The organism is Roseburia sp. OF03-24, assembly GCF_003463035.1.
In the GTDB taxonomy this organism is placed as follows: Bacteria; Bacillota; Clostridia; order Lachnospirales; family Lachnospiraceae; genus Roseburia; species Roseburia rectibacter.
On record NZ_QSCK01000019.1, the window covers coordinates 64,268 to 81,991 of the forward strand.

Annotated in this window: 13 protein-coding genes and 1 pseudogene; 2 read left to right on the forward strand and 12 right to left on the reverse strand. The window is 40.2% G+C overall.

All coding sequences use genetic code 11. The features are described from left to right. Window positions 1–31: 31 nt before the first annotated feature. From DXA60_RS11135 to DXA60_RS11155, 5 genes are all read right to left on the reverse strand, one after another. Window positions 32–1,366, reverse strand: a complete 1,335-nt coding sequence (locus tag DXA60_RS11135; protein ID WP_117921265.1) for an extracellular solute-binding protein — start codon at window positions 1,364–1,366, stop codon at window positions 32–34. Window positions 1,367–1,843: 477 nt separating this feature from the next. Further along, the gene (locus DXA60_RS11140) at window positions 1,844–2,857 is read right to left on the reverse strand and encodes a LacI family DNA-binding transcriptional regulator (RefSeq protein WP_117921266.1); all 1,014 of its coding nucleotides are present in this window, start codon (window positions 2,855–2,857) and stop codon (window positions 1,844–1,846) included. 95 nt (window positions 2,858–2,952) lie between these two features. Beyond that, the gene (locus DXA60_RS11145) at window positions 2,953–5,088 is read right to left on the reverse strand and encodes a glycoside hydrolase family 3 C-terminal domain-containing protein (protein WP_117921267.1); all 2,136 of its coding nucleotides are present in this window, start codon (window positions 5,086–5,088) and stop codon (window positions 2,953–2,955) included. 201 nt (window positions 5,089–5,289) lie between these two features. Next, window positions 5,290–6,219 (reverse strand): Ig-like domain-containing protein, encoded by a 930-nt coding sequence (locus tag DXA60_RS11150; protein ID WP_117921268.1) that lies wholly within the window; start codon window positions 6,217–6,219, stop codon window positions 5,290–5,292. Beyond that, on the reverse strand, window positions 6,191–6,424 hold the full coding sequence (locus tag DXA60_RS11155) for a hypothetical protein (protein WP_117921269.1): 234 nt from the start codon (window positions 6,422–6,424) through the stop codon (window positions 6,191–6,193). The genes DXA60_RS11150 and DXA60_RS11155 overlap by 29 nt, the downstream gene beginning before the upstream one ends. A gap of 476 nt (window positions 6,425–6,900) precedes the next feature. On the opposite strand from DXA60_RS11155, the gene DXA60_RS11165 reads away from it, so the two are divergent. Next, window positions 6,901–8,955 (forward strand): beta-galactosidase, encoded by a 2,055-nt coding sequence (locus DXA60_RS11165; RefSeq protein ID WP_117921270.1) that lies wholly within the window; start codon window positions 6,901–6,903, stop codon window positions 8,953–8,955. Between the two features lie 71 nt (window positions 8,956–9,026). Here the strand turns inward: DXA60_RS11165 and DXA60_RS19790 are convergent. The 3 genes and pseudogenes from DXA60_RS19790 to DXA60_RS11180 form a co-directional block, all read right to left on the reverse strand. After that, window positions 9,027–10,084 (reverse strand): annotated as a pseudogene (locus tag DXA60_RS19790) (Rpn family recombination-promoting nuclease/putative transposase). A 339-nt stretch (window positions 10,085–10,423) separates the two neighbouring features. Further along, window positions 10,424–12,412, reverse strand: a complete 1,989-nt coding sequence (locus DXA60_RS11175; RefSeq protein WP_117921271.1) for a CHAP domain-containing protein — start codon at window positions 12,410–12,412, stop codon at window positions 10,424–10,426. A gap of 69 nt (window positions 12,413–12,481) precedes the next feature. Then, window positions 12,482–13,528, reverse strand: coding sequence for an NPCBM/NEW2 domain-containing protein (locus DXA60_RS11180; RefSeq protein ID WP_158570874.1), 1,047 nt, complete (start codon window positions 13,526–13,528; stop codon window positions 12,482–12,484). Window positions 13,529–13,709: 181 nt separating this feature from the next. Between DXA60_RS11180 and DXA60_RS11185 the strand changes: the two genes are divergently transcribed. Further along, window positions 13,710–14,030, forward strand: coding sequence for a helix-turn-helix domain-containing protein (locus DXA60_RS11185; protein ID WP_117921273.1), 321 nt, complete (start codon window positions 13,710–13,712; stop codon window positions 14,028–14,030). A 129-nt stretch (window positions 14,031–14,159) separates the two neighbouring features. Here the strand turns inward: DXA60_RS11185 and DXA60_RS11190 are convergent, their stop codons facing one another. From DXA60_RS11190 to DXA60_RS11205, 4 genes are all read right to left on the reverse strand, one after another. Beyond that, window positions 14,160–14,642, reverse strand: coding sequence for a hypothetical protein (locus tag DXA60_RS11190; protein ID WP_243006859.1), 483 nt, complete (start codon window positions 14,640–14,642; stop codon window positions 14,160–14,162). Window positions 14,643–14,693: 51 nt separating this feature from the next. Next, window positions 14,694–15,464, reverse strand: a complete 771-nt coding sequence (locus DXA60_RS11195; protein ID WP_117921274.1) for an inositol monophosphatase family protein — start codon at window positions 15,462–15,464, stop codon at window positions 14,694–14,696. Window positions 15,465–15,510: 46 nt separating this feature from the next. Continuing rightward, the gene (locus DXA60_RS11200) at window positions 15,511–16,593 is read right to left on the reverse strand and encodes an Rpn family recombination-promoting nuclease/putative transposase (protein WP_117921275.1); all 1,083 of its coding nucleotides are present in this window, start codon (window positions 16,591–16,593) and stop codon (window positions 15,511–15,513) included. A gap of 360 nt (window positions 16,594–16,953) precedes the next feature. Next, entirely contained in the window at window positions 16,954–17,643 is a 690-nt protein-coding gene (locus DXA60_RS11205) for a DNA alkylation repair protein (protein ID WP_117921276.1), read from the reverse strand. Window positions 17,644–17,724 lie beyond the last annotated feature (81 nt).

Here is a 17,724-nt window from a genome sequence, read left to right on the forward strand (position 1 = left end):
TGTGGAAATATGAGTTTTACAGATATTTTGATTATTCAGCTACCGGCTGTGTAATACCAGCTACTGCATCATCAAGTACAGCCTGAAGATCTGTTGCACCGTCAACCAGATTCTGTCCAAGTGCCTTTGCCGGATCCCAGTAATTATTGCCTACAACCTGCTGATCTGCAAACTCTGACTGCGCTGCAAGTGCTGCAAGTGCCGGGGAATCAATCTGAGCTGCTGCTACTGTGTTAGCCGGTCCCTCTGATGTAGCGTTACCAATTGCTAACTGACTCTCCTCATTTGTAAGATACTCAGCAAGGAGCATTGACCAGCCAACATTTTTAGCATGGGAGTTCACACCTACAAATTTGTATCCTGCATAAGATCCCATCTGTGTAGCTGTTCCATTTACATCGAAAGTAGGTAATTTACATGCTGCATATCCATCACCGTATTTCGCTTCAAAAGATCCGGTGTTCCATGTACCGGAAACATATGCGCCAAGTGTACCGTCATTTAACATGGTAATTGCATCCTGATCTTGTACGCTTACAAACGCCGGAGAAGAAGTGATATTTTCAATGCTCTGTGCTACTGCAAGACCTGTCTCAGAGTTCCAGTCACAATTATTTGAGTTATCTTCATTCATGGAAAGTTCACAGCCTGCACCAGAGAAGAATCCATACAGATACCATCCATCTGCTACATTCATGCCAACTTTTGTTCCTGCTTCTTCCGCTTTTGCTGTAAGATTTTCCCAGGAAGCCACATCCTCTTCAGAGAAGATGTTTGAATCATAGTATAAGAAATAACCGTTTGATGCTGTTAACGGATAAGCGTAAAGTTTTCCGTCTTTGGTAGCTGCTGCTACAGTTGCCTCTGAGTTTGTTTCTTTCGGATCATATGTATATGTAGCTGCCACTTCCTGAAGCGCACCTGCATTTACAAGATCATTTACCTGATCATCTGCAAATACAAATACATCTGCTGCCGCATCAATATCCTCAAGAATCTTATCTTTGGCATCTGCCTCAGATACAGCACCGATTGTGATGTTGAAATCTACATCTGAGTACTGCTCTTTAAATTTGTCTGTCAGCTCTTTCATAACGTTCTGATAAGCTTCAAGTTCTGAGCACCATAACTGGATATCTACGGTTCCATCTGTAGATGCGATCAGATTTGCGATTGCATCATCGGAAGCTGATGCTGCCTCTGTCTCTGCAGCTGCATCGCCTGCTTCTGTTGTTGCAGCTGCATCACTGCTCTCTGCTGCGCTGTTGTCAGCTGTGCTGTTGTTTGCGGCTTTGTTTCCACATCCTGCGAACATGGAAGCTACCATTGCTGCACATAATACTGTGCTGATGACTTTTTTCTTCATTTGAAAATCCTCCCTTTTCCTTGATAGAAAAAAATGTTCTTTTAGAACGCTTTTTCGTGTTGCGCTATGCGCAATCGGTTGTTCTATGGTTAGAGTATATCTCTGTTACATACTTGTGTCAATGTCCACTATTTATAATAAATCCGACCATTTTTTAGCAATTTTGCACAATATTATTTTCTTCTCTTTCTTTTATTTTTTTCATATTCGACTTTTGCGCAACCGTTAACCATCGATTTTTCGTGCATTTTCAATTATGTAACATGCTTTTTATGGATGTTTTAGCTCTTTTTTTGCAATTTTTGAACCAGTGATTTTGGGGGCAGATTTGGTAACGTTTTCAAAAGATATAAACTGGGTATATCTGCCCAGCAAAACAGTTTTCTGTAAAAAAAAAGCGAAACACATTCATTTTCCTGTGCTTCGCCCATTTCAAATTCATAACTTCAATCTATCCATAGATTTTCCTGTCTGTATTTACTTTGTCGATTCTTTGAGTACCACTTCATATGGAAGTAATGTGCGTTCTTTTACTTCAAGTCCCTCCGTCAGATCAAGCAGTGTTCTGCATGCTACCATTCCAAGTTCTTTCGCATCAAATGACAGCGATGTGATCGACGGTACGTTATTTTCAAGTACCATGCTGTTATAAAATGATGCCACCCGGACATCTTCCGGTACTTTGACATGCTGCTGGCGGAGTGTTTTTAAAACACGGCTGCAGACAGCATCATCCATACATAGAATACAGTCTGCCTGCCGGTTCAACGCTTCCTTGACTGCTTTTTCCACCAAAACCTGATTATCCTGGCTTAAAAACATCAGGTCCTCATCTAACTCTTTTCCCATCTTTGCATATGCTTCGCGAAATCCCCGCAGACGGCTCTGTGTGACCACATGTTCCTCATTGCCGCCGATCAGCGCAATTTTTTCCATCTGTTTCATCAATATGATCGATGTAAGTTCTTTGCATGCGCTCTTGTGATTGTGGTCTACCTGGATCACACCTTTATAATTGGTACTGGTACTTCCGATCGTGACAAACGGTACATTTTTTGTCTGTAAAAACTCGATCTGCTCATCTTCCACAAAAGTCCGCATCAAAATCACACCATCCACTTTATGGTTAGCAATGATACGCTCTAAAGAAGATATATCATTTGTCATACAGATAGAAAGCAGGATGTCGTATTCCATGCTTCCAGCGATCTCCTGTATGCCAAACAGACATTCCTGAAAGAATGTAAGATCCACCACATCATACTCTCCCGGCATGACAACACAGATATTATAAGTCTTAGACTGTGCAAGCCCTTTCGCAATCACATTTGGCTTATAGTCATGCTCCTCTATATATGCTAAAACACGTTCTCTCGTTTCCTTACCGATCCGTCCTTTGCCGGAGATTGCACGCGATACGGTTGTCTTTGATACCCCAAGTGCCTCTGCCACATCCGCAATCGTAATATTTTTTTCTGACCCCTTATCCATAAACTCTTATCCCTCGCTTTTTTGCGCTTAGTTGCGCAACTAAGTTTATTATTGTACAACCAGGGGCAAAAATCAATCCTATTTTTTTCCTATTTTTATTCCAGTATCAGACTTTTTACCGTTTTTCCGGCAAGCCTCTCGCTGCGCATATCCGGCTGCATACCTCCGACAAATATCCGGAAGTTTCCAGACGGCAGGATCTTCTTTCCTTTCTCATCATACAGCATAAACGCCTCCGGTTCTAAGCGGATGTGAATTTCTTTTTCTTCTCCTGCGTGAAGTGGAAGTTTTACGATCTTTTTCAATTGTCCATATGGCATATCAGAATGTTCTGCCTTCACGTAAACCTGTACCGTCTCGATACCATCCATTTTTCCGGTATTTTTTACGGACACACCGATTGTTACCCCATCAGAGGTCTTTGGTCTCTGCTCTAAAAACCTGATATTCTGATACGTATACTCCGTATAGGAAAGTCCATAGCCAAACGGATATAATGCCTCCTGTTTCATATAACGGTAAGTTCTTCCCTTCATGGAATAGTTTTCAAACTCCGGCAGTTCTTCCGTGGTACGGTAAAATGTGACCGGCAGTTTTCCTTCCGGATTTGCTTCTCCAAACAAAATATCTGCAATCGCCGCTCCGCCTCTTGCGCCCGGATACCATCCCTGTATGATCGCATCCACATGTTCATCCGCCCAGCTTACCGCAAGCGCACTTCCTGATAACAGGACTAAAACAACAGGTTTGCCACAGGATACTGCTGCTTCTAAAATTTCCTCCTGTAGTCCCGGAAGATTCAGATCCGGTTTGTCACCACTGCCATACTCATTGCCTGCATCTCCTTCTTCTCCCTCAATACCTGCATCGAGCCCAAGTACTGCAATAACCACATCACTCTCTTTACATACACCAAGCACTTCCGACATGCGGTCATTCTCCTGTGCCAGATTGCTGGTACGATCCTTATAAAGATGACATCCCTCTGAATAGAGCACCCTCACATCATCGCCGACATAATCTTCAATTCCCTCTAACACAGTAATGTAACGTGACGCAGTTCCCTCATAATTGCCAACTAACGCACGTCTGCTGTCTGCATTCGGTCCGATCACACCGATCGTTTTTATTTTATTTTTATCAAGCGGTAATATATGCTCCTTATTTTTTAACAGGACAATCGTGCGTTTTGCTACTGCTTCATTGAAAGTTCTCATTTCTTTGCTGTCTGCGGCAAGATAAGGAATTTTATCATATGGGTTTTCTTCTTTTTTATCGAACACACCCAGTTTCATTCTTGCCGTAAAAAGATTTGTGACAGCCTCATCTAAACGTTCTTCTTTGACCAGTCCCTGTCTTACCGCCTGAACCAGAAAGCCAAACAATGTACCGCAGTTTAAGTCACAGCCATTATTCATTGCCATCGCAACCGATTCGATTGCGGTGCTTGTAACATGATGTCCTTCATGAAAATCCCTGATTGCCCAGCAGTCAGATGTCACATGTCCCAAAAATCCCCATTCTTTTCGCAGAATATCGTTCAGCAGACGTTTGTTTCCACAGCATGGAACTCCATTTGTCCGGTTATACGCCCCCATTACTGCTTCTACTTTTCCTTCTTTTACACATGCTTCAAATGCCGGCAGATATGTTTCCCTTAAATCCTGTTCCGTCACCTTGGCATCAAATTCATGACGCACCACCTCCGGTCCGCTGTGAACTGCAAAATGTTTCGCACATGCAGCCGCTTTTAAATAATTTTCATCATGTCCCTGCAAGCCTTCAATATACCGTACTCCAAGACGGCTGGTCAGATACGGATCTTCCCCGAAAGTCTCATGTCCCCTGCCCCATCTTGGATCGCGGAAAATATTGACATTCGGCGCCCAGAAAGTCAGACCTTTATAAATATCTGTATCTTTTCCTTCCTGCTGCATATTAAATTTGGCTCTTGCCTCCGTTGACACCGCATCCCCGACCTGTTCTAACAGATCTTCGTCAAAAGTTGCAGCCAGACCGATCGCCTGCGGAAATACTGTTGCTGTGCCGGCTCTTGCCACACCATGCAGTGCCTCGTTCCACCAGTTATATGCCTTTATATTTAACCGTTCCACCGCCGGTGCCTGATACAGGGTCTGTGCCACTTTTTCTTCCAGTGTCATTTTACCGACCAATTCTGCCGCACGTTTTCTATAATTGTCAAGTTTTTCTTTATTATGATTCAGTTCCATATGTCCATCCTCCATACTTATACCGGTTTTAATGTCAGGCTTTATTCTCTGGCAGCCTGCAAAAAACATTGCTTATTCATTTATGTTAATGAATAAGAGTATAACTGTCTACACTATATTTTACAGTATTTTTCCCGACAAATCATAGATATTTTTTCAAAAGAAAAACTGCGGCATTTTTCATACCGCAGTCTCTTTGACTTATTTTTTGATCTTGATTTTTATGGTTGCTTTCTTACCACTTCCATCGGTTGCTTTTGCCGTGATCGTAACTGTTTTTCCAATTCCGGCTTTCTTTGCCGTCACAACACCTTTGCTGTTTACTGTCGCATATTTGTTGTTTGAAGAAGTCCATTCAATCTTTGAATTGGCTTTCTTTCCATTTGTTTTTACTCTTGCATACACAGTTATCTTCTTACCGGCTTTCACTGTTTTAGCTTTTGCCTGTAATGTGATCTTTGTAACTGTATGTTTCATGATCCTGATCTTGGCTTTGGCACGAACACCGCTTCCATCCGCTGCTTTTGCCGTGATCGTAACTGTTTTTCCTGCTCCGGCTTTCTTTGCTGTCACAACACCTTTGCTGTTTACCGTCGCATATTTCGTATTCGAAGATGACCATACAACTTTTTTATTTGTCGCTTTCTTCGGACCAATGGTTGCCTTCAGGGTCAGTTTTTTGCCAACTGCCAGAGAATACTGTCCCGGTGTGATCGTAATTTTCTGTACTTTCACGTTTTTCTTTGTATTATCTGGTTTCTCTGTATCCGCCGGTTTCTTTATATTGTCCGGTTTTTCTGTATCACCTGGCTTTTCTGTATCTGCCGGTTTTTCTGTATCACCTGGCTTTTCTGTATCCGCTGGTTTTTCTGTATCCGCTGTTTTTTCTTTCAGATTACCGACTGCTGCAGCTAATCTTTCTGTAACCGCATCAATCTCATCCTGCGTTGCCTTTTCGTTTGCTGCCACCTCTTTTGCTGCTGCAAGTGCCTCAGCAAAAACTTTATAGCTTTCTTCTGTATAGTCTGATGCATTTATTTTTTCAGCTTTGGCAATCTGCGCATTTAATGCTGTCTTATCAACCGAAACGACGACCGGTGCCTTATCTTTTACTGTCTTCCAGATGCACATATTTGCTTCCTCCCTGTGCACCTGAAGTTTCCTCCGTGACCGTTCCGGTTGTGTCCCATCCGGTCAGTCCATCCTCAAAATCAAAATTTGCATTTTCCATACCGGAAACTGTTTCTGCCGACACCTTCACCGGTTCCGGCAATCCGGCAAGCAGTGAAACTGCCATCATACCGGCAAGCAGTCCACTTATAAACCTTCGTTTCATCCTCTTTCTCCCTTCTCCTTTTTACGCAAATATATTTATTCATAAATATCTTCCGTTTGCGCAACCGCTTATTCAATTATAAATATTTCATATTTTATTTACAATTAACACATTTCAACAATATTTTTATCGCCTTTTTATTCATTTATTACAATATTTTTTGTTTTTATTTTGGTATTTTTTACTAATTTTTATCGTTTATTTTTAGTATTTTTCACGTTTCATCATCTTCCTTTTTGCGATCAAACTACATTGTTGCGCAGTTTTTTTTATATTTTTTTGAATAAATATGCTTTTATTTTTCTATTTTTCCGCTTTATATACTTTTTTTCATGCATTTACAGTCATCTGCGATTTTTTATCTGTTGCATTACAGCATTATGGTTTACACACAAATTTCTGAATGATATACTATATTTGCGCAAGCGGTTGCTTTATGTATAACACTTACAGATATCATGAAAAGGAAGGGCAATATGAAAACAGAAAAACTTTATTTTGGAGCTGCATATTATTCCGAATATCTTCCATATGACCGGGTAGAAAAAGATATGGAAATGATGGAAAAGGCAGGGATGAATGTCATCCGTATCGCAGAATCGACATGGAGCACTTTAGAGCCAAAAGAAGGGGTGTATGATTTTACACATATTGATAAAATGTTAGATGCTGCTGCACGCCACCATATTTCCGTGATCGTCGGAACACCGACCTATGCCGTACCGACATGGCTGGTAAAAAAATATCCGGATATCCTTGCGATCACACAGAATGGCCGCGAACGATACGGTCACCGTCAGAATATGGATATCACAAACCCTGATTATCTCTCCCACGCCGAACGCGTGATCCGCGTTCTGATGGAGCACGTGAAGGATGTACCACATGTGATCGGCTATCAGCTTGATAATGAAACCAAAAGTTATGGAACTGCCGGTCCCCATGTTCAGGCAATGTTTGTAGATTATTTAAAAGAAAAGTTTCCGGATATCAATGATTTTAATCATGAGTTCGGACTTGATTACTGGAGCAACCGTGTAAATGACTGGGAAGATTTTCCGGATGTCAGAGGTACGATCAACCAGAGTCTTGCCGCAGAATTTTGTAAGTTCCAGCGCTCGCTTGTCACAAAATTTCTGGGCTGGCAGGCTGATATTGTCCGCGAATATAAACGTAATGACCAGTTTATCACCCAGAACTTTGATTTTGCATGGACAACCCATTCCATCGGTTATCAGCCTGAAGTGGATCAGTACGATGCCGCCCGCTGCATGACAGTTGCAGGTGCCGATATTTATCATCCATCCAACGAGGAACTGACCGGTGCTGAGATCACCGTATGCGGAAATATCTCACGCAGCCTGAAAAAAGATAATTATCTGATCTTAGAGACCGAAGCCCAGGGAATGACTCCATGGCTTCCTTATCCGGGACAGCTCCGTCTTCAGGCATACAGTCATATCGCAAATGGATCAAACAGTGTAATGTACTGGCACTGGCATTCAATTCACAATGCAATTGAAAGCTACTGGAAAGGCGTACTCTCCCACGATTTTTCAGAAAATGAAACTTACCGCGAGGCTGTTGTTATCGGAAATGAATGGAAAAAGATCGGTTCTCACTTAAAGAACCTGAAAAAAGAAAATAAGGTCGCTATCATGCTTGACAATGCTTCTCTGACCGGATTCGCACAGTTTCCTCTGGAAAATGCAGGTGTAAACGGCTACAACACTGTAATGCGCTGGTTTGCAGATGCCCTCTACCGCTTAAATATTGAGTATGATATGATTTCATCTAAAGAACGTGATTTTTCCGGTTATGAATGTCTGATCGTACCGGCACTCTACAGCGCACCGGAATCACTGCTCTCTGCACTGGATTCCTATGTAGCAGGCGGCGGACACCTGATCACATCCTTCCGCAGCGGTTTCTCGGATGAATATTTAAAAATTTATCCGGATATGCAGCCACATATGCTGCATAAATGTCTGGGACTTCATTATGACCAGTTTACACATCCGCATCATGTGGACATAGCACCGATTCAGAATAACATCTCTGCGATCGCCAAAGAACACTTTGCAATCTCCGATGACCATTCTGCTTCTGCAAGTGAATGGATGGAGCTTATCACCTGTGATACCGCCATACCGGTATTAAAATACAGCCATCCGGCATACGAACGCTATGCTGCTGCAGCAATAAATCAGTATGGTAATGGTTCGACACTTTATTTTGGAACGATGTTTGATAATCATGAACTGTTAGAATCCGTGCTTTTATCATTCCTGCTTAAAGCCGGTTTTTCGGGTGGAAATCTGTCATCCGATGCACCGCATTATCCACTGATCGTAAAGAAGGGTGTCAACGATTTTGGCAAAGAATTGTGCTACTACCTGAATTACTCAAAAGATCCGGTTTCTGTGGTTCATCACGAAAAAAACGGTGTGGAATTGATTTCTGAAACGGCTATTGCCTGTGGAGATAAGATCAATCTCGACGGATGGGGTGTTGCCGTAGTTGAGATGTAACATTTCTTTTATTGATTTTATCAAAACAGCTGTAACTCCTTTTTGTTTATGGGGGTTACAGCTGTTTTGCCTTACTCTGTTTTTCTCCCATATATCTCAAAATATTCACTTGCCTGCTGCATTGAGATATTAAGTTTATCCTGTAACTTCCTTAAAATATCTTCTTTGGAAAAGTTCATTTCAAGACAGATCTCTATCAGTCCTTTTGCCTCTCCTTTTGCTTCTCCCTCTAAAATAAGATCTTCGATTGCCTTACACATCTCTATCTCCTCCATTTCTTCCGATACCTCGATTGGTGTATTTGTGATTGTCTTTATCACCCTTGCTGCATTCATTTCTATAGTCTTATGGGTATCTTTCCGCAAAAATTCCATCAATTTTTCCTTATCTTTTGAATACTTGATATACCCCATAACTTCCTTTAAACTTGTAGAAAACTTATTTAATTCTTCTTCCGTCAGCTTTGTCGAATCGATCAGATGGATCCGATAGTTTTCCACAAAACTCAGGATTTCCATATCCCTTGTCGCCATCATTTCATGCAATGACAACGGTCCGTCCCATTCCTCCGCTCCAAAATGAATCACAAGGGTAATGATTGGTCTGATATGATCTTCTTTAAAAAATCCGGAGAGATATTCGCCATTACTTTTTCCTGGAAAATCCTTTTTGTTCCGACGGTGATCTGCCGCTATATCCGCCACCTGTCTGCCATATTGCAGTGCATCATAAATAACATTTCTGACCGGCATTGCATAATGCACGTCCGTCTGGTTTTCGATGCCCAAAAGAACGTAAGACGTTTTTCATCCTGTTTGATTACCATAGATTTGAAAACATCACGGTATTTTTGTACGGCATCCATTTTCACACCCACTCTACTGGTATTTTTCTTTCTTACCGATTCATTTTTCACAGAGCTCCATTCTGCTTCCTGCTCTTTTCTTTTTTTCTCTGCTTTGACTTTTTCTGCATTTCCAAACGGCAGTGCTATCTCTGTTGAATCAATTTCCGTCAGTTTTGCAGGATCAATGACCTTTTTCCCATTGTAGATCAGATAATTAAATGCATCTGCAAATACGGTATTTTCCCTCATATACTCTTTTGTTACTATATCCGCTGTTCCCATTCATTTCTCCTTCTTTGTATTGCTTGGGAGAAATCTCCAGGTTCTAAGAATTCTCCCTGCTTAAATGTGTGGATAATAAAAGCATTGAAAATTCTTACAATTTTGATCTGTGGATAGAATGGCATATATGCCTGTATAGATAATTCAGAATGTCATGCTTTGTATGGATTTTAGCATATTGCTTATAATATGTCATTAAAAAGACATTATTTTAATGATATTTGTAAGTATTGTACAAAAAATCTGTATCTAATTTCTCCATATAACCTGAAAAACTCCTGCGCATCACAAACGCAGGAGTTTTCACTGTCTGATTTACAACTTCAGTCCTAATATCTGTTACTTCGTCACAACCATTTTCACTTTTGACCAGCCAGAGTATATCTTTGTTGTCTTTCCGTTCACTTTTACTTTTTTATACGTACGGACACGAACATAATATTTCTTCTTTGCCTTCAGTTTTTTCACGTCTTTTGATACAGCAGTTTTCTTGGAAATATCAACCCTTTTTGTCCTGTTTTTAGAGAATTTACTGTTATCCGAATACTGGATTTCATATCCACTGGTCTGATTGGACTGTTTTTTCCATTTTACCTGAAATCCTTTTGATTTTCGTGTAAGTTTTACGATCTCTGTTTTTGAAGGACAAATATTAAATGTTTTTGTCAGCGTACCAAAATAATTTCCAGACAATGTAACCGTAATTTTTGCCCTTCCGACATTTCTGTTATTACTGTAAGCCACCGTATAATTTGTCGTTCCAATCTGATTTCCCTTACTATCCCACAATACGACAGACGGTTTCTGCTCCTGTCCATTGTAAGTATAAGACTTCTTTGCCAGTGCGATCTGTGCCGGGCGGTAAATCGCAGTCTTCTCCGTTGCACCACAAACACCACAGGTTTTTGTGATACTTCCGTCCTTCTGTGTTGTTGCTTTGACTGTCACCGTTCGAGTAATTGTGTGCCCTTTCGCAGGTATTACTGTCGTTGGAGTAATTACTGTCCCACACACTGAACAATGACTTCCCTCTGTTCTGCCTGCAGTTGTACAGGTTGCTGCAATTGCTGCATCTTTTACCACCTTATGTGCAGTTTTGGCAATTTTTTCTGTATAAATACTTCCACAGGAACAGGTATAGGTTTTTATTCCTTCTTCTTTACATGTAGCCGCTTTCGTCACTTTTGCAGCATACTGATGTGTATGTGTTTTTGTAACAGTCACTTTACAGGACGCAGTCTTTCCACTTCCATCCGCAGCTTTTGCCGTTACGGTTGCACTTCCCACAGAAACAGCTTTTACCGTCCCATTAGATACTGACACGACTCCCGAATTAGAAGATGTCCATGTCACATTTTTATTCGTGGCATTCCCCGGCTGCACAGATGCCGTGAGTGTCGCTGTCTGACCAACTTTTAATGAGAGTGAACTTTGATTTAATGTAATTCCCGTCACATAGGTGACAGGGCGGTTCGTCACACTAAAATCAACATAAACTGCCTTTCCACCTGTTCCATTGGCACTGTACGGTTTCATCCATAGACGATAGTTTCCTGTACCGAGTTTTCCTATATTGTAGCTGTTTCCCGTTACATAGTGGTCAATCAGATCATCCCCGCTCTTTGGATTGTAGCGCAGTGTAAAACCATACGAGGCAGTGTTTGCCGGTGTATTCCATGAAACAGTTACATCCTCATCCGTATAATAAGTTGTTTTAGCATAAATTGACAGACTGCCCGGATCAGGATCATTTACAAGATAAATATATCCGATCAGCCATTCTCCGCTATACCTGTTCTTCAACTTGCTCGATGAGAAATTATGTGCACCACAATAATATGTGATTCCTTCTGCAAGTGAATTTACATAACCTGTAGTCACTTTTCCATATGCACTATTATTAGATTCTGACAATGTCACTGTATCACCATTTACCGCTTCCACATATCCAACATGTCCATATCCTGCACTTGTTCCAAATACTGCGATTGAATTTGCCTTTGGAGTACTGCCGACGGAACGTCCTGCATTTTTTGCGGCATTATACCATTTTGCAGCGTTTCCCGTACATTCATTTAATGCCACGCCTGTCAGCTCATATGCTCTTCCCCACGCATACCATGTACACTGACCATAATACTGATTACTCCACGCAAACGGGTTATTGGTACTATATGCTCCTCCATACCAATTTGGCTCCGAAATACTTTTATAATCCGTTTCCTGTGTTTCTTCTGCCGCTTTGACCGTAATATCAGAAGCTGCCATACTGCTGATGAATACGATCAGTGCCATTAAAATTGTAAAGATCCGTTTTGCTTTTTTCATAGCTGTTTTCCCCCTTGTTTTTATTTTTGATATTTGCTTCCCTTCACACTGTATGTATGAATGGTTTTCTTAATTGTACAGGTAACAATTAGCGAGGATATATTCACTGCTATCCCAAAGATCTTCACCCGCATCCGTTATTTTAATTTTAATAAATCTGGCATTTCCAATATCTACTTTAAAGTGCTTATGTTCCTGTGTTGCTATAATTGTTTCCGATGTGTAAAGCAATATATCATCTGCATAAATCTGCAACAAAGCATCTGTTGGATCTGACCCATGGCAGCAGGCAATATCTCCCTCTATATACTGATACTTTCCATCCAGAAAATATGTTGATTCATGCTCTCCCCAAGAAGTTTCTAAAACTAAAGCATTTGTATAACTTCTTCCCAAATTGTCTTTTACGGTTGTTCTTCGATTCAATTTATATCCATGATACTCCTCCAAATCATACAACGCCTGCTTCGCCACCACATAAATCTGTGCCACCGATTTATTTCCCACACGGTCTACTGCCTGCACCGTATAATATCCATTCTGTGTTACCGTAAATTTGCGGACTTTTGTAATGTTATATGCCTGATTGAACTTTGCACTGGATGCATCACTGATCGCACCTTTGATCCATTTTACGCTCTTGATACCACTAGCATCAGATGCTGACACGGAAATCAGTACTCCACCACTCACAACGGACTGGCTAAGTTTTACAGTCGGTTTTTTCTTATCAATATTTGTTACCGTAATTCTTTTGATCGTTACATTTCCTGCTTTGTCGGTAACTTTTACAGAATAGGTAGCATTTGAAGTTACCTTTTTCTTTTTCGCCTTTGTTATATTCGACGCCTTTTTCCAATAACGCGCATTGCTTTTTGAAATTTTGCCTTTTTTGATCAAAATACTTTTGATCCCGGACTTATCCTTCGCCTGTACCTGAATATATACATTTCCTCTTGTATATCCTGTCTTGTTCAGATACAAAACAACATTCGGCTTTGTCTTATCCTTTTTTGCGGCTGCTACCGTCGTTGAACTTCCCGGTCCGAAAACAACACCAGCTAACAGTATGATTACCAACATTCCTGCGCCAAATCTTTTTAAAATCTGTTTCATAACCAAATCCTCCTTGTTCTGTTCCTTCATTTTGTTACATTTGTACTATATACAGTATAGTACTATTTTTTAGTAGTGTAAATACATTTTATACTAGTTTTTAATATCATTTCTGAATAAAATCCATCAGTCTATATAATATATTGATTAAACATTTCATAAAATAAGGGGATTTATAAGAATGACATTTGGAGAAAATCTGCAATTTTTACTCGAAGAACGCGACATTACCCAAAAAGATTTTGCTTCCATGCTAAACATTGCAAGGACAACATTAAACGGCTACATCAAAAGCAATCATGAACCGGATTTTGAAACTGTAAAAGCTATGGCTGGTGCCCTGCATGTCTCCACAGACTGCCTTTTAGGCTACACTTCTCCAGATACCCCGACGTCTAAAGAATTTATGCTGATAAACAAACTTCGTCAGATGACACCGGAACAACGCAATATCATCTACGATCTTGTCCTCGTCATTGACCGTCGTTCTGGAAAAAATTAACTTTCAGATTTACAAAAAGCTTCTGCGCATCACACGCAGAAGCTTTAATGGTTTTACGATCTCTATAATCTTTTGTGTATCAATATTCATACTCATACTTCCTTTTTCATTATGCCATATCACAACACCTTACTCTGTTTTTCTCCCATATATCTCAAAATATTCACTTGCCTGCTGCATTGAGATATTAAGTTTATCCTGTAACTTCCTTAAAATATCTTCTTTAGAAAAGTTCATTTCAAGACAAATCTCTATCATTCCTTTTGCCTCTCCTTTTTTCTCTCCCTTTTCCTCACTCTCTAAGATCACATCTTCGATCGCCTTACACATCTCTATCTCCTCCATTTCTTCCGATACCTCAATTGGTGTATTTGTGATCATCTTTATCACCCTCGCTGCATTCATTTCTATAGTCTTACGGGTATCTGTCCGCAAAAATTCCAACAGCTTTTCTTTATCTTTTGGATACTTGATATATCCCATAACTTCTTTTAAACTTGTAGAAAACTTATCTAATTCTTCTTCCGTCAACTTTGCCGGATCGATCAGATACAAAGGTGATGACTGGTCTGATATGATTTTCTTAAAAAAAACCGGAGAGATATTTGCCATTACTCTTTCCTGAAAAATCCTTTTTGTTCCTGCGATGATCTGCCGCTATATTTATAAATATTTCCGTACCAGGATTTTCCCAATCGTCTGACTGCCTGCTACAATATCAGAATTTCCTGTTATATCCACGGGATTTCCTTTATAATCAGTAACTTTTCCACCCGCTTCTTCCACAAGCAGCATTCCGGCTGCATAATCCCATGGTTTTAAACTGCGTTCAAAATATGCATCAATCCTTCCGGCTGCCACGTACGCAAGTTCTAATGCCGCAGAGCCAAGTCTTCTGATGTCTGCGCAATCTGTAAATACCTTTTCAAAAACTTTAAAATTTTCTTTTGCAAGTTCACGATGATACGGACTTGTTCCGATAGAAATCAGACACTCCGAAAAATTTCCCCTGCTGCTGACCGATATCGGATTTCCATTTAACCAGGCCCCTTTTTGCCGTTCTGCTACAAAGATTTCATCGGAATACGGATGATATATGATTCCAAATGTAAGTATACCATTTCTCGCAAGTGCCAGTGAGAGTGTACTGTTCCGAAAATCATGGATAAGATTTGTTGTCCCATCCACCGGATCTAAGATCCAGACGTCACCCGAAAAATCTATGTCACTGTTATCCTTCTCTTCTCCCATAAACTGTATATCCGGATACAATTCATAAAGTGCCTGCTTCACCTGTTCCTGCACTTTAAAATCAATCTGTGTCACAAAATCTGCTACACCCTTCACCTTGATATTTGATGACCCCTCACGGTCTGAAAATAATGGTTTTACCTTTTTTACGATCTCTATAACCTTTTGTGTATCAATATTCATGCCCATACTCCCATTTTTCACGATGACAGATCACAACCATCCAGCCCTACTTTGTGTTCTTCCCATATATCTCAAAATATTCACTTGCCTGCTGCATTGAGATATTAAGTTTATCCTGTAACTTTCTTAAAATATCCTCTTTGGAAAAGTTCATTTCAAGACAGATCTCTATCATTCCTTTTGCCTCTCCTTTTTTCTCTCCCTCCATCCTTCCACGAGACTCACTCTCTAAGATCAGATCATCAATTGCCTTACACATCTCTATCTCCTCCATTTCTTCCGATACCTCAATTGGTGTATTTGTGATCATCTTTATCACCCTCGCTGCATTCATTTCTATAGTCTTACGGGTATCTGTCCGCAAAAATTCCAACAGCTTTTCTTTATCTTTTGGATACTTGATATATCCCATAACTTCTTTTAAACTTGTAGAAAACTTATCTAATTCTTCTTCTGTCAGCTTTGCCGGATCGATCAGATGGATGCGATAGTTTTCCACAAAACTCAGGATTTCCATATCCCTTGTCGCCATCATTTCATGCAATGACAACGGTCCGTCCCATTCCTCCGCTCCAAAATGAATCACAAGGGTAATGATTGGTCTGATATGATCTTCTTTAAAAAATCCGGAGAGATATTCGCCATTACTTTTTCCTAAAAAATCCTTTTTGTTCCTGCGGTGTTCTGCCGCTATATCCGCCACCTGTCTGCCGTATTGCAGTGCATCATAAATAGCATTTCTGACCGGCATTGCATAATGCACCTCTGTCTGATTTTCGATGCCCAAAAGAACGTAAGACGTTTTTTCGTCCTGTTTTACTACTGCAGATTTTAAAAGATCGCGATATCTCTGCACGGCATCTGTTTTTATGTCCACTCTACTTGCATTTTTCTTCCTTACTGATCCATTTTTTACAGAACTCCATTCTGTTTTCTGCACTTCCCATTTCTTATCTTCACCGACTTTTTCTTCATTTCCAAACGGCAGTACAATCTCTGTTGAATCAATTTCTATCAGTTTTGCAGGATCAATGACCTTTTTTCCATTGTAGATCAGATAATTAAATGCATCTGCAAATACGGTATTTTCCCTCATATACTCTTTTGTTACTATATCCGCTGTTCCCATTCTTTTCTCCTCCCTGATGTTATTCGGGAGAAGTCTCAGGTTTAAAGAATCCTCCCATACTTTGTGTGGAAGAAATCTCCGGATTTTATGAATTCTCCCTGCTTAAATGTGTGGATAATAAAAGCATTGAAAATTCTTACAATTTTGATCTGTGGATAGAATGGCATATATGCCTGTATAGATAATTCAGAATGTCATGCTTTGTATGGATTTTAGCATATTGCTTATATTATGTCATTAAAAACACCTTATTTTAATTATATTTGTAAGTATTGCACAAAAAAATAGCATATAATTTCTACATGCTATTTTTAATAAAATATTTTATCTGCATAATCAGTAACTATCCGCTTATAACTTTTACAATTTTCTTTTCATTCTGCGCAAAATCTCTTTGTCATCAGCCGATATACGGTAAGATTCTATCATTTTCTGAATTGCCTTATTGTATGTCTCATCATCCAGGTGATTATTAAGCAAAAACGCATGTGTCTCCTTTGGAAATTTTGCATATGCAGTTGCAATGCCCCACGCGACTCCCATTTTCCGGTAATACCCCGGATGATCAAGACTATCCCACACAGACAGCACACGCGCAATATACTCCTCTGTCAGGAAATGATCCATCAGCATGACGGCAACGACACGCTGCGCAAATTCATGATCAGATTTTGCATAAAGCATCAGAAAATCCCATACTTTTTCACGGTATTTCTGTGCAATTTTAAAAGTAGCACAAAAGCAGTCATTGACTGACCAGTCATGTATCTTCGGGATAAACGTCCGTACATACTCCAAAAGCTCATTGATTTCTCCCTTTGCATATCCAATCACGAGCCCCTGCAGCATGATTTCCTCATAAGTATCACAGACAGCATGATCTAAATATCCCCGCCAGTCCTCTTTTGCAATCTTTTTCGCAAGAGTTCGCAGTTTTGGGATACGCACACCTAAAATCCGGTCTGCTCCGGGAATCAGACCGGATGTAAACTTCTGAAATTTTGATTCTGCTTCCGCATCTAACCATGCACGGATTTCTTCATTTGTCATATGTAATTCTCCTATGTTTATCATGAATTACTCAACAAATGCTGGTTTGTGGGTGACATGAGTTTCCTTGTGTAGGGTGGT